The sequence below is a fragment of the Sulfitobacter pontiacus genome (genome assembly GCF_040790665.1).
GTDB lineage: Bacteria > Pseudomonadota > Alphaproteobacteria > Rhodobacterales > Rhodobacteraceae > Sulfitobacter > Sulfitobacter pontiacus.
In genome coordinates this window covers 1916761-1929765 of the sequence record NZ_CP160849.1, presented here as the reverse complement: position 1 = coordinate 1929765, position 13005 = coordinate 1916761, and the positions used below count along the sequence as shown (strand labels likewise).

The following is a 13005-nucleotide window of genomic DNA, read 5'->3' as shown; positions in this document are numbered from 1 at the left end:
TTACAACCCGTTCACCGGCACCTTGAGCATCAGGTTCCCGTCCTTGTCACGCGGCATATGCCCTGCGCGCATGTTGACCTGAAGCGACGGGATGATCAGCTTCGGCATCGACAGCTGCGCGTCGCGTTCGGTGCGAAAGGCGATGAATTCGGCGCGCGTTTTGCCGCCGCCCACATGGATGTTATGCGCCTTCTCTTCGCCCACGGTGGTTTCCCACTGGATATCGCGCCCATTGGGCCCGTAGTCGTGGCACATGAACAGGCGCATATCGTCCGGCAGGGACAGAACCTTCTGGATGCTGTCATACAGCTCTCCGGCGTCGCCCCCCGGGAAATCCGCGCGGGCAGAGCCGCCGTCGGGCATGAACAGCGTATCGCCCGTGAAGGCAGCGTTGCCCATGACATGCACCATGCATGCGGGCGTGTGACCGGGGGTGTAGATGGCAAAACACTCCATGCCGCCGACGCGGTAGCGGTCGCCATCCTTGAACAAGGCGTCGAACTGCGAGCCGTCGCGCTGGAATTCCGTCCCCTCGTTGAACACTTTCCCAAAAGTGTCCTGCACGGTCATGATCTGCTCTCCGACGCCGATCTTGCCGCCCAGCTTTTGCTGGATATAGGGTGCGGCGGACAGGTGGTCGGCATGGACGTGGGTCTCAATGATCCACTCCAGCGCGAGCCCCTGCGCTTCGACCTCGGCGATGAGCTTGTCCGCGTGGTCATAGGTGATCCGTCCGGCGGCATAGTCGATATCCATCACGGAATCGATGATCGCACAGGCGTTGGAGTTCGGATCCCGCACGATATAGCTGATCGTATTGGTCACCGGATCAAAGTGGCCCGAGACATCGGGGACGACATCCATATTCACGGGGTATTCAGTCATGGTCACCTGCTCCGTTTGCGCTTTTTTCGCCCGACATCTGAAGGCTGCGCCCCGTCGTCGAGTCGAACACATTCATACTATGGAATTCTTTGTCAAGGAAGCGGATTGTGCTGCCGGACCGCCACAGCCGCCGCGACAAAGCGTCCTGTGCCTGCCGCCTTTTCTACGCAACAGCGGCAGCATTCAAAACCCGTCCAGCGCGCTTTGCGTGATCTCGTCCAGCAGGGCCTGCACCTCTTGCATGGGGCCGTCCGGGTAGGTCGGATACCCGACAGAAACCGCGCCATCGATGTCGGTGACAAAGATGCTGTAGGGGCAATGGGCGATGTTCATCGGGTCCGCCTCCATCACCTTGCGCGACACCACGGCAGAGCAAAACAGAAACACGTCTGCCGCGCGAAAGATCTCGACTTCGCTGCCGACATCGCTGGCGGTACGTGCCAGCATCTCGCCTGTGTGGCTGACGTGGTCGATGACCAGCCCCTTGCCGACAATCGCGTTCTCGACCGCGAAGGTCGCATCGTCAAAGCTGCCGTCGTATACGTAGGTCACGGCCTGATCCTGAGCGGCGAGCGGTGCGGCATAAAGGCAAAGTGCTGCGGCAATCTGTAACGATCTCATCCTTGGTCCTTTCACAAAGGGGCACGCGCTTACCCTAACATCCTCGACGCGCGCCGCCAGTCATCCGCGCCGTCACGGGGCAGGAAAGCTGTTCAGATAGGCGATCACCGCCTTGATCTCGGCATCGCTTTTCAAGCCGGAAAACCCCATCTTGGTGCCCTTCATGAAGCTGCGCGGTGATGCCAGAAAAGCGTCCAGCGTCTGGGGTGTCCAGATTAGCCCATCCTCTGCCTGCGCCATCAGGGCGCGCGAGTACTTGAACCCCTCGACCCCACCGGCAGGCGCACCGACGATCCCGTTCAGGACCGGGCCCGCGCGGTTTTTGGCGCGTTTGCCCAGCTGATGGCAGGCTTTGCATTTGCGGAACACCAACTCTCCATCGGCGAGCAAGGCAGGGTCGGCAGCAGGCTCTGACACTGGCTCGACATCGGCAACGGGCGTTTCTTGCGGCTCAGTCGCGGGGGCGGCGTCCTTGGGCGTCACATCCAGTGACAGCGCGCGCATAGTAACGTTCACGCTTTCCTTGCAGTCCTCCATACACGGATCGACCTGCCAGCGCGGCACTTCGGTGGTGTCGCGGTCATCGCGAAGGAAACCGTCGGCATTGGGCATCCGGACCGTGGCGAAGTTGTCTTTGGACAGGGTAAATTCCTCTGCCACCAGATCGTTGGAATAGAGGATATACGCCACGATGGCATAGACCTCATCCGCCGTCAGCGTTCCCGCATCGCCATAGGGCATGGATCGGCGGATATAGTCGAAGCTTGTGGACAGATGCGGCCAATAAGACCCGACCGTCTTGACCGGATCGGCATCCGCCAGCGTGTCCTGACCGCCCGCGAGCGCAGGCCAATTCCCGCGGCCTTCGGCAAAGTCCCCGTGGCAGGCGGCGCATTTTTCGGTAAAGATCGCTTCGCCCGTCAGCACATCGCCCTGCCCCTCGGGCAGACCGCGCCCATCGGGCAGCACGTCCACATCCCAGGCCGCGATCTCTTCCGGCAGCGCGGCGCGGCCCAGACCGAAGGGGGCCGCCGCCAAGGGCAAAGCCGTGGCCGTAGCGATGAGGCACAAAGCAATGCTGTTAAGAAACTTCGACATTTTCAACGCTCCCGTCCGCGTGCAGCCACCATGTCTGGATGCCGTTGTTATGGTAGACAGAGTTCAGCCCCCGCACCGCGCGCAGTTGCGTTTTCGTCGGCTGGACATAGCCCGTGTCATCCATCGCACGCGATTGCAGCAGCATCTCTGTGCCGTCCCACTGCACATCGAGGTAAAAGCGGGTGAGCGCCATCGGCGTGCCCTTTTGGGCCAGTCGCGCGGTTTGCCAGCTTGCACCACCATCCGTCGACACATCCACGCGGGTGATCGCACCGCGCCCTGACCATGCCAGCCCGGTGATCACCAAAGGCCCCGCCCCATGGGGCACCGGCGCTTGCGGGCTTGGTGCGGTGATGACGGATTTCGCGTCCATCGCCCACGTCCATTTGCGGCTGGTGCCATCGGCCAGCGTATCGGTGTATTTCGACGTTTCCTCGCGGCTTTCGACGGGCGCGTCCGTGACCTCTATCCGGCGGAGCCATTTGACCCAGAGGTTGCCCTCCCACCCCGGCACGACAAGCCGCACGGGGTAGCCATGTTCCTTGCGCAGCGCCTCGCCATTCGCTTTGAACGCGACAAGCACATCGTCGAGCGCCTTATCCATCGGGATCGACCGCCCGTTCGACGACGCATCGGTGCCCTCGACATAGACCCATTTGCCCGCAGGGTCATAGCCCGCTTCCTCCAGCAGCAACCGCAGGGGCACGCCGGTGTATTCCATATTATGGATCATGCCATGGGTGAACTGCGCCCCGTTCAACTGCGCGCCCGCCCATTCCATACCCGAATTGGCCGCACATTCGCAGAAATATACGTGATTTTCGCGCGGGAAACGCTCCAGATCGGCGTAGGTGAACACCAGCGGGCGGTCCACCAGCCCGTTCACCATCAGGCGGTAATCCTGTTTCGACAGTTCGATCGCGCCCGAGTGATGCCGCTCAAAGGCGCAGCCCTGCGGGGTGATCGTACCGTCCAGCGCGTGGATCGGGGTGAAGTTGATCGAACTGATGGTATCCGCCGTCAGCCAAGGCACATTGCGCCGTACCACGTCCTGCTCGAACCGGATTGGCAGACCGTAGGGCGTGACATCCACCCCATCGCCCAAGCCCTGCGCCCAGGGTTGCGGTTCAACAATCATGGGATCGGGCGATTGCGCGGCAGCGCTACGGGCCGCCATCGCCCCTAGTCCAGCAGTCGCCGCGCCACGCAAGAAGGCCCGTCTGTTCGCTGTCTTCCGTGGTGCCATGGCCTTGCCTTTCATGCTGCCCTGTTACGCGCCCTTGACGATGACGCTGGTGTTGGGGTCCAGCGACACGCTGCCCTGCTTGCGGATGTGGCTTTCGACCACGTCCCAGATCGCGGGGCCCTCGGTGCCTTCGTTCACGCTGGCCCAGCCTGCAACCTGATACGTCTTGGCCGGATCGATACGTTCACCGGTTTTCAGCAAGGTCAGTTCAGTGATGCGGCTGCCTTGGGGCTGGGTCACGTCAATGCGGTAGCCAAGCCCGCCTGTGCGCACCATGTCACCGCCCTGCTGGTAATAGGGATTGGGGTTAAACAGGTTGTCGGCCACGTCTTCCAGCACGACATGCAGGAATTCACCGGTCATCTCGGTCCGGTAGGCTTCGGGGTAGGTCATGGAGGTGACGTTCCAGATATCCTCGCGCGTGATGTCCTGTCCCGGCAGGATCGACGGCCCCCACCGCACACCGGGGCTCAGCGCGATATCGGCCTCGCGCTCGGAAAGCAGCGCGTCGCAGATCAGGTCATCCCACGTGCCGTTGAAATTGCCGCGCCGGTAGAGCAGCGTGTCTTCGGCAGTGGTGCCGATCACCTCTGTCAGTTGGTCAAGATAGGGGGCGCGTTGTGCGTCGATCAGCGCGCTCATCGCCGGATCAGGCGCAATCACATCAGAGAAGATCGGGATCAGCTTGTGGCGGAAGCCCATCATGCGGCCGTTGCGCACGTCCAGATCGACGCGGCTGACGAATTTGCCGTTCGACCCCGAGGCGACGATGATCGTGTCGCCCACCAGCACAGGCTCGGGCAGCGCGTCATGGGTGTGACCCGACAGGATCACGTCGATCCCCGTCACCACGCCCGCCATCTGCTTGTCCACATCAAAGCCGTTGTGGCTCAGGCAGACGACCAGTTCGGCCCCTTTGGCGCGGACCTCGTCCACCATTTCCTGCATCCGCTCATCGCGGATACCAAACGAGTATTCGGGGAACATCCAGCCGGGGTTGGCGATCGGCATATAGGGGAAAGCCTGCCCGATCACCGCGACTTTGACGCCACCTGTCTCGTAGAACTTGTAGGGTGGGAAAAGCTCTGTCGGTTCGTCCCATTCGGCGTCAAAGATGTTCTGCCCCAGGGCGGCAAAGGGCAGCCCCTCGACGATCTCTGCCACGCGGTCGGAGCCGAGCGTGAATTCCCAGTGAAAGGTCATCGCGTCAGGCTTGAGCGCGTTCATCACGTTGACCATGTCCTGACCTTGCGTGTGGTAGCAGGTGTAGCTGCCGTGCCAGGTGTCGCCGCCATCCAGCAGCAGCGCATCGGGCCGGTCCGCGCGGATCTGGTTGACCACACTCGCCACACGGTCCAGACCGCCCATCTTGCCATAGCCCTGCGCCAGCGCCGAAAAATCGTTATAGGTCAGCGCATAGGCCGAGGGGCTGCCGTCCGCGATCCCGTAAAGCTTGCGGAAATCCACGCCGGTCAGATGCGGCACCTTCCCGCGGTTCTCGCCCACACCGATGTTGACCGAAGGTTCGCGGAAATAGATCGGTTTCAACTGCGCGTGAATGTCGGTCACGTGGATCAGGCTGACATTCCCGAAAGTGTCGAATTCAAGCAATTTATCCTGCGTCAACGCCTGCTGCGCGGCAAGCTTGCCCCAGTTGCCAAAGGACGACGCACCATACAAAGCCGTTGCAGCCATGCTGGCCTGAAGAAAATCACGACGAGAGATCATAGGTTGGCCTTTTCGACGCGCAATTCATATGCGCATATTTGAATAACAATATGATAAAAAGACCCGCCTCGCATCGACGAAACGGGTCTTTTCAGGTTAGTTCCGGACAGAGGGCCCTTCGACCGACAGCCCGTTTCCGCGCGAGCCGACGTACAGCTCTAGCGCGACAAACTCGGGGCTGCCGGGGTCAAAGGTCTCGGCACGGGTGTCGCGTACACAGCCTTTAAAACGGGCCTGCACCGCGTTCAGCTTGGTGTTTTTCAGACGGTAAGTCGGGAAGCCGTTGATCTGGCCCTGGCTCAGGTGGTCGGCACGGATCATGTTGCCATAATTGTCCTCGTGGCAATTGGCACAGGACAGTTCAAGCTGGCCGAAACGGGTATAGTAGATCTCTTTGCCCTGCTCCCATGTGGATTGGGCCGGACCGTCGATGGCGATGTTCACCGGCATCCCCCGCGAGACAGAGGAGATCAGCGCCGTCATGTTCACCATGTCGCCGCCAGTGTATTTCCACTTTTCCGCCCCCATGCGGTTCTCGCGGCAATCGTTGATCTGCATTTCCAGCGTGCGCACCTCGCCCGCGGCTTCGACATACTTGGGATAGACCGGACGCACGCCCGCCATCTCGGCCGAGGCCCCGTGACAATCCGCGCAGGATTTACCCTCTGACCCGTCGGCGGTGTTCCAGACATCTTCGGCCTGTTCCACAAAAATCATGCCCGCGTTGTCAAAATCATCGGCCTGCATCGCACGGGTCTCGGTGCCGCGGAAAAGCCAGCCCGACATGACCTCGTCTACCGCGTCCGCCATATGCGCGGGGGCGGCAGTGCGGGTCACGATGTCGATCTCTTCGTTGATCACCAGCGTATCATCCACGGGATCGGCGAAGGCCCCCGTCGACATCAGCGCCGCAGCAAGGCACGCGCCCAGACCTTTTGTGAAATTGCTCATTCCTGTTCCTCCCAAGGATGCAGACGCTTAGCTGATCGCGATGTCTTTGGTTTCCTCGTAGACATCGCCGTCATCGTCATACCACGTGAAGGTGAATGTCCCCGCTTCGGGCACGGTGGCGTCGAATTCGAAATACGGGTTGGTCGATATCGCGGGCTCCATCGCCACATCGATCACATTCTCGCCGTTAAAATCGCAGGTGAAACGGTTGATGATCGACCGCGGGATCGTGTTGCCGTCGCTGTCCTTGCGCTGGCCGGATTCCATCTTGTGGCTGATCAGGGTCTTGATCGTGATGGTCTCGCCAGCTGCTGCTGACTTGGGGACTTTGACGCGGGGTTTTACACCAGATGCCATGTTTTTCTTCCTCTCGCCTTAGCCGCCGCAGCCGCCGATTGTTACTTTGATTGTGCTGGTCGCCTTGGCGAAAGAGCCGTCGGCCAGCTTGGCGATCGCCACCACATCCTGCGTGCCCGCCAAGCGGATACGGGTGGAGGCATGCTGCGTTGCTGCCAGCGGGCCGAACTTGAAGTTCGCCACAGGCGGCGTGGGGTTACCAAGCGCCAGCACCATGATTTCAGTGGCACCGGGGGCGTCGACCTCGATCGGGACGGTATTGCCGTTTTCCGCAATCTCGGGGGCGGTCAGGGTCACGCCGGTATCAGCCATCTCTGCACCGCCGGTGAAGGCAGCAATCGCGTCATCCCCGGCAGCGGCCACGGCCAGCTTGGGCAGGGACAGTGCGGCAAAGGCACCTGCCCCCATCGCAATCGCACTACGTCGTGTAAATTCCATTATCATCACTCCTGATCAGATCCCGCTGGGTGGGGTTCTTAGTCTTTCAACGTGGCAAGATAGGCCACGACATCCTCGATCTGCTGGGCGGCCAGAATAGGCCCCAGCGTGTCGTCAGCCGCCTTGCCGGTATATCCCTTGCCCGGACGGATATAGCCGCTGTCCTTGTAGAACGCGGGCATCATCGTTCCCTCGAACAACATCTTCGCATTGGCCACGATGCCGCGCAATTCAGCCTCGGTCCAGCGGTCCCCCGCCCCATCCAGCATCGGGCCGATTTCGCCCTGGAACGGGATATCGGGCAAAGCGCTGACCTGATGGCAGGCGATGCAGTTGCCAAGCTTTTTGCTGCCCACGATCTTGGCCCCCTCTTCGGGGTTGCCGGGGGTGCCGGTCAGCGATTGTTCAACCGCGCCATACTCATCATAGACCACGTCACCGGGGGCCACGTCGGCCGCATGCGCCGCCGCGGCAAAGCCGACAGAGGCCACCAAGGCAAATACGGAAACTTTCATGCGTCCTCCCACAGACATTCCTTTTGAAAACCCTACTGCCCGCGCCAAAATGACGCAACTATAAATTCAATTTATTGAATTTCTTATAGCAGCACGGCATTTAGCGGATCCTACCGCCGTTATTCCTGCTCTTCAATGAGCATACGCGCGTGATATTTCTGGAACGTCTCGTCCCCCTCATATCCCTTGTCGACGACCCAGTTCATCATGTGAAAGGTCGTCGCCGGACCAAAGGCACCGGGGACCGTCGCGACCGCCGCCTCAACCGCCGTCTGCCCTTCGTCCACGGTCTGGGGGAAATACATCAGCGTCGGCGTGAACATCTGACGCCATTTGCGCACCATCTCCTTCTCGGGCAATGTCTCTCCGTCAAAGTCGGTGACCTCGACATCCCCGAACATGTTGATCTGCACGACAAAGAAGTTCTCGCGCAGGTAGGCATCGATCTTGGGCAGGGGGAAAACCTCTTCGTGCATCTTGTTGCAGTAGATGCAGCCGCGCTGTTCGATGATGACCATCAGGCGCTTACCCTCCTCCGTCGCCTCGGCCAGATCGTCGCGCAGATCTTTGAAGGTCTCGCGCATCCAGGCGGTCTTGTGCAAACCGTCATCCCCCAGGGTCGCGGCAGTGCCCGCAGTCACCATACAAGCGACAGCCGCCAGCGCGGCCAAAGCGTTTCGGATCATCTTCATCAAAAGTCCCTCCGGTTGTTAGCCAATGGCGCTGAAAACAGGGAAGGTTTCAAGCATCCACTGCGCAATATAGTTGATCGAGTTGGTGGCGATCAGCAGGCCAAAGACAATCAGCAGAACCCCCATCGCCTTTTCTACCGTGCCCAGATGTTGCCGGAACCCCGCCATCCAGCGCATGAACGGCCCGATGAACAGCGCCGCCAGTACGAAAGGCGCGGTCATGCCCACGCCGTAGGTCAGCAGCAACAGCGCGCCCGAGCCCGCCGTCTCGGCCCCCGCGGCGGTGAACAGGATCGCCGCAAGCACCGGCCCGACGCAAGGGGTCCAACCAAAGGCAAAGGCCAGCCCGATCACATAGGCCCCCAGAAAACTGGTTGCCGTCGTGTTCCCCGCATCCGCACGAAACTGGCGATATAGAAACCCGATACGGATCACGCCCAAAAAATGCAGCCCCATCGCAATGATAACAGCCGCAGCGACCCATCGCAAAATATCAAAATAGTCTCGCACGATCTGGCCAAAGGTCGTGGCCACCGCCCCCAGCCCGACAAAGATCGTGATCACCCCCGCCGCAAAGAACAGCGCCGCGATCACCGCGCGCCGGCGCACGGCGGCATCCACCGGCCCGTCCGACGTGATCTGGTTCATGCCGACGCCCGCCAGATAGCTCAGATAAAAGGGCACGATCGGCAGGATGCAGGGCGACAAAAAGGACAAAAGCCCGGCAAACGCCGCGCCCAGAAAGGTGATTTCAAGCATGCAGGTTGCCTTTATCTTGTGCCATTCACATATTCACATTAAGTATTTTGAAATCAACAGGTGAATTCCCTATGCGGTTGCGCACTGCTTTCTTGTCTCTCTTGGTGGCCGCAGGCCTTGCGGTTTCCCCTGTGATCGCAGCGGCCCAGACCGCGCTGATCATGGTCGAGGAACAGGGCTGCGTATGGTGTGCCCGTTGGGATGACCAGATCGCCCCGATCTATCCCAAGACCCAAGCGGGCAAGGCAGCCCCGCTGCGCCGCGTTGATATCAACGATGACAAACCCGCCGATCTGCACTTTGCCCGCGGCCTGCATTACACGCCGACGTTCGTGTTGATGGTCGACGGCCATGAGGTGTCGCGCATCGAAGGCTACCCGGGCGAAGATTTCTTTTGGGGCGTTCTGGAAAAAATGCTATCCGACGCCAAATTGATGCCAGACCCCGCCAAAAGCTAGCGCCCCTTGCGATATGCGCACGCCAATCCCCCTTTATTCAGCCAAGGATGTTAACCAGTGGGTAACCCCGGTTCCGACACAGAAATGAGCCAAGCCGATCGGGACCGTATGGCCGAAAACGCCGCACGTGCCTCTAACTTCCTCAAGGCGATCAGCCATGAGGGGCGGTTGATGATCCTGTGTCACCTCTCTGCAGGCGAAAAATCCGTCACCGAGCTGGAAGAGCTGCTGTCCGCCCGTCAGGCGGCGGTATCCCAACAGCTGTCACGCTTGCGGCTAGAAGGGCTGGTAACGCCACGCCGCGACGGCAAAACGATCTTTTACAGGCTGGCCGATGACCGTCCGCAAAAGATCATGGAAGTCGTCTATGATATGTTCTGCACACCGGACAGCGACGCGTAAACGCGGCTCAGACCTGTTCCAGATACGTCAGCAGCCGCGCTTCCGAGGCGAATAGCCCGGTCTTGCGCCCGACCTTGATCTCGGGCGGCGCTTCGCCCGCCAGATCAATCACCGCCGGATGGATATAGCTGTTGCGCGCCACGGTCGGCGTATTGCTTAGCTGTGCGGCGGCGGCTTCGGCCAATTGCTTGATGGTGGCCCGCCCCTTCTCGGCGGCCTCGAAGGCGGCAACGGTGCCCGCCCATGTGCGGAACGTCTTGGCGGTAAAGTCGTCGCACCCCGATGCTTCGGCGATATAGGCGTTCAATCCGGCTGAGTTCAACTGATGCACCTCGCCCTGCGCATCGGCCCATGTCAGCAGCTCCGCCCCCGGCAGGTCGTTAATTTTCTCCAGCGTTTTGGCCAGCGTCCGGTCATTGATCTGCCGCCGCACCTTCTTGCCGCCTTTGGCCGTATAGCGCAGCCGGATCACATTCCCGTCGAGCTTTACGTGTTTCGACCGCAGGGTCAGCGTGCCATAGCTGCCATTCTCGCGCGTGTAGTCCGGATTACCCACCCGCAGCGACGCGCGGTCGATCAGCGTGACGGCGCTGGCCAAGGCAAAGCTGCGCTCCCCTGCCTGCTGATCCAGATCGCGGGCGACAAAGCGGCGCAGGCGCGGCAAAGCATGCGCAAAATCCACCAGGCTCGCGAATTTCGTCTCTGCCTGCGCCTCTGACCATTTTTCGTGATAGCGATATTGTTTGCGATTACGGGTGTCGCGCCCCGTGGCCAGCAAATGCCCGTTCACCAAAGGCGTCATCCACACGTCTTCATAGGCGGGCGGCACCGCCATCGCTTCCAGCCGCGCGCGCTCTTCTCCGCGGGCGATGGTAGTGCCGTCCGGTGCCTTATAGGTAAACCCGCGCCCGCGTCGCTGACGCGAAATGCCGGGGCGGTCATCGCCATAGTAGGTCAGCCCCGCGCCGCCCATTTGTCAGGCGGGCTCGACTTCCGACGACAGCTTGAGCACCTCATCCCCGTCGTCTTGCTCGATCAGCAGTGCCGGATCATCATCGGACCCGTTGCGCGTGACCTCGGACCCTTTCAACGTACGGGTCACACTTTTGGTAAAGCGTTCTGTCACCTTGCCACTGGCAGTGCCCTGCCCCCAGTCCCATTTGACCTTGGTGCCCTTGGATATCCCTGACATCGTCGTCCCCTCTGCACTGTTTGGTGTGAAAGAATAACGACCTATGCCCGAAACGGGTTCCCTCCGGTCAGACCCGCCAGCGCAGCACGCGGGTTTCGATGGCGGCAATCACGGCGCTCACGCAAACCCCCAACACCGACAGGATCACGACACCCGCAAACAGACGTTCAAGATCATAAAGACTGCCGGCCTCAAGGATATACGCCCCGATGCCATATTCCGCGCCCAGCATTTCAGCAGCCACCAACAGGATGATCGCAATCGCCAAAGAGATGCGCAGCCCCGACAGGATGCCCGGCATCGCCCCCGGCAGTACGATCTTGCGCACGATCGACCACCACGACAGACCAAAGCTCTGCCCCATGCGGATCAATCCGCGGTCCACATTGTCCACCGCAGCATAGGTCGCCACGACCGTCGGCGTGAATGTCCCAAAGGCGATCAGCGCGTATTTACTGCCCTCGTCAATGCCGAACCAGATCACAAACAACGGCAAAAGCGCGATCTTGGGGATCGGGAACAGCGCCGCAACCAAGGGCACCAGCCCGGCACGCACATAGCTGAACAGCCCGATCATCACCCCGACGCCGACACCAACCAGGGCCCCAAGCGTCGCCCCCACAGCCAAGCGGCTGAGCGAGGGGGCCAGGTGTTTGAACAGCATCCCCGATTGCCACAGCTCGACAAAGGTCATCGCCACATCCGAGGGGCGCGGCAATGTCAGGTTAGAGATAAAGCCGCTGCGCGTGCCCCATTCGGCCAGCAGGATCAGCAGGACAAAGACCAAGACCCCCATGCCCCGCCGTTGCTTGGGGGCAAAACCGCCGCCGCGAAAGGCGACGGGGCGGCTGTTTGTATGTGCTGTATCAGACATGGATCAACTCCGCATCGGCGGCGGCGGCTTCTTCGCGCATCAACCCCCACAAATGTTGTTGTTGCGCCTCAAGTGCGGCATCGCCATAGGCGCGCTCTGCCAGCGGGGTGGTCAGCTCGACCACTTCGCGGATCTGCCCGGGGCGGCGAGATAGAACCACGATCCGGTGCCCCAGCCGCACGGCCTCTGCCAGATTGTGCGTGACATAGACGGCGGTAAAGGGCTGGCGTGTCCACAGGCTGATCAGATCGTCCATCAACAGCTCGCGCGTCTGGCTGTCGAGGGCGCTCAGCGGTTCGTCCATCAACATCACCGCGGGGTTCACCGCCAGGGCGCGCGCGATGGCGACCCGTTGTTTCATCCCGCCCGAAAGCTGCTTGGGCAGGGCATCGGCAAACTCGGTCAGTTTGGTACGCGCCAGCACATCGTCGATGATCCGCGCCCGCGCGGCGGCGTCCAGACCGTGATCCTCCAGCACCAGCGCCACATTGCCGCGCACGCTGCGCCAGGGCAGCAAGGCGAAGTCCTGAAATACGTAGGTGAGCGGATTCAGACAGCCGGCTGGGGGCGTGCCCAGTTGCAACACCTGACCCGAAGTCGGCTGCTCCAGCCCGCCCAGCATCCGCAGCAGGGTCGACTTGCCACAGCCCGAAGGCCCGACGATGCAGACAATCTGCCCTGACGGAATATCAAGGTTGATATCGCGCAGCACTTCGGTCTCGCCATAGGTATGGCTGACCCCCGCTAACCTAAGATCCATGAGAAACGTCCTGAAATATCAAAGGCCGG

General features: G+C 61.0%; 17 protein-coding genes. 2 read left to right on the top strand and 15 right to left on the bottom strand.

From position 1 onward, the window contains the following. The 11 genes from AB1495_RS09470 to AB1495_RS09420 form a co-directional block, all read right to left on the bottom strand. The gene (locus AB1495_RS09470) at nt 1-885 is read right to left on the bottom strand and encodes an MBL fold metallo-hydrolase (RefSeq protein WP_074635265.1); all 885 of its coding nucleotides are present in this window, start codon (nt 883-885) and stop codon (nt 1-3) included. Nucleotides 886-1068: 183 nt separating this feature from the next. Continuing rightward, nucleotides 1069-1506: a DUF302 domain-containing protein gene (locus AB1495_RS09465; protein ID WP_074635264.1), complete on the bottom strand. Its 438-nt coding sequence runs from the start codon at nt 1504-1506 to the stop codon at nt 1069-1071. A 72-nt stretch (nt 1507-1578) separates the two neighbouring features. Next, nucleotides 1579-2604, bottom strand: coding sequence for a c-type cytochrome (locus AB1495_RS09460; protein ID WP_074635263.1), 1026 nt, complete (start codon nt 2602-2604; stop codon nt 1579-1581). Then, a complete protein-coding gene (gene soxC / locus AB1495_RS09455; RefSeq protein ID WP_074635704.1) occupies nt 2588-3850 on the bottom strand; it encodes a sulfite dehydrogenase in 1263 nt (420 codons plus the stop codon). The genes AB1495_RS09460 and soxC overlap by 17 nt, the downstream gene beginning before the upstream one ends. A gap of 24 nt (nt 3851-3874) precedes the next feature. Beyond that, nucleotides 3875-5578, bottom strand: a complete 1704-nt coding sequence (gene soxB, locus AB1495_RS09450) for a thiosulfohydrolase SoxB (protein WP_074635262.1) — start codon at nt 5576-5578, stop codon at nt 3875-3877. A 96-nt stretch (nt 5579-5674) separates the two neighbouring features. Next, entirely contained in the window at nt 5675-6529 is an 855-nt protein-coding gene (soxA, locus tag AB1495_RS09445; RefSeq protein ID WP_074635261.1) for a sulfur oxidation c-type cytochrome SoxA, read from the bottom strand. A gap of 27 nt (nt 6530-6556) precedes the next feature. Then, nucleotides 6557-6886 carry a thiosulfate oxidation carrier complex protein SoxZ gene (gene soxZ / locus AB1495_RS09440; RefSeq protein WP_037943597.1) on the bottom strand — a complete coding sequence of 110 codons (330 nt, stop codon included), beginning with the start codon at nt 6884-6886 and terminating at the stop codon, nt 6557-6559. Nucleotides 6887-6904: 18 nt separating this feature from the next. Next, nucleotides 6905-7324 carry a thiosulfate oxidation carrier protein SoxY gene (soxY, locus tag AB1495_RS09435; RefSeq protein WP_037943596.1) on the bottom strand — a complete coding sequence of 140 codons (420 nt, stop codon included), beginning with the start codon at nt 7322-7324 and terminating at the stop codon, nt 6905-6907. 38 nt (nt 7325-7362) lie between these two features. Next, complete coding sequence (soxX, locus tag AB1495_RS09430; RefSeq protein WP_074635260.1) at nt 7363-7839, bottom strand: sulfur oxidation c-type cytochrome SoxX; 477 nt, start codon at nt 7837-7839, stop codon at nt 7363-7365. Nucleotides 7840-7958: 119 nt separating this feature from the next. Further along, complete coding sequence (locus tag AB1495_RS09425; RefSeq protein ID WP_074635259.1) at nt 7959-8531, bottom strand: thioredoxin family protein; 573 nt, start codon at nt 8529-8531, stop codon at nt 7959-7961. An 18-nt stretch (nt 8532-8549) separates the two neighbouring features. Then, the gene (locus AB1495_RS09420) at nt 8550-9290 is read right to left on the bottom strand and encodes a cytochrome c biogenesis CcdA family protein (RefSeq protein ID WP_037963484.1); all 741 of its coding nucleotides are present in this window, start codon (nt 9288-9290) and stop codon (nt 8550-8552) included. Between the two features lie 71 nt (nt 9291-9361). Here AB1495_RS09420 and AB1495_RS09415 point away from each other — a divergent pair, with 71 nt between their 5' ends. Together AB1495_RS09415 and AB1495_RS09410 are read left to right on the top strand one after the other, a co-directional pair. Further along, complete coding sequence (locus AB1495_RS09415) at nt 9362-9748, top strand: hypothetical protein (protein WP_074635258.1); 387 nt, start codon at nt 9362-9364, stop codon at nt 9746-9748. An 84-nt stretch (nt 9749-9832) separates the two neighbouring features. Next, on the top strand, nt 9833-10150 hold the full coding sequence (locus AB1495_RS09410; protein WP_074635702.1) for a helix-turn-helix transcriptional regulator: 318 nt from the start codon (nt 9833-9835) through the stop codon (nt 10148-10150). 7 nt (nt 10151-10157) lie between these two features. Here AB1495_RS09410 and AB1495_RS09405 read toward each other — a convergent pair whose 3' ends face one another. From AB1495_RS09405 to AB1495_RS09390, 4 genes are all read right to left on the bottom strand, one after another. Next, nucleotides 10158-11123: a DNA topoisomerase IB gene (locus tag AB1495_RS09405; RefSeq protein ID WP_037963489.1), complete on the bottom strand. Its 966-nt coding sequence runs from the start codon at nt 11121-11123 to the stop codon at nt 10158-10160. A gap of 3 nt (nt 11124-11126) precedes the next feature. Continuing rightward, complete coding sequence (locus tag AB1495_RS09400) at nt 11127-11342, bottom strand: DUF2945 domain-containing protein (RefSeq protein ID WP_074635257.1); 216 nt, start codon at nt 11340-11342, stop codon at nt 11127-11129. A gap of 67 nt (nt 11343-11409) precedes the next feature. Continuing rightward, entirely contained in the window at nt 11410-12216 is an 807-nt protein-coding gene (locus AB1495_RS09395; RefSeq protein ID WP_197145919.1) for an ABC transporter permease, read from the bottom strand. Further along, entirely contained in the window at nt 12209-12976 is a 768-nt protein-coding gene (locus AB1495_RS09390; RefSeq protein WP_037963492.1) for an ABC transporter ATP-binding protein, read from the bottom strand. The genes AB1495_RS09395 and AB1495_RS09390 overlap by 8 nt, the downstream gene beginning before the upstream one ends. Between the last annotated feature and the right edge of the window lie 29 nt (nt 12977-13005).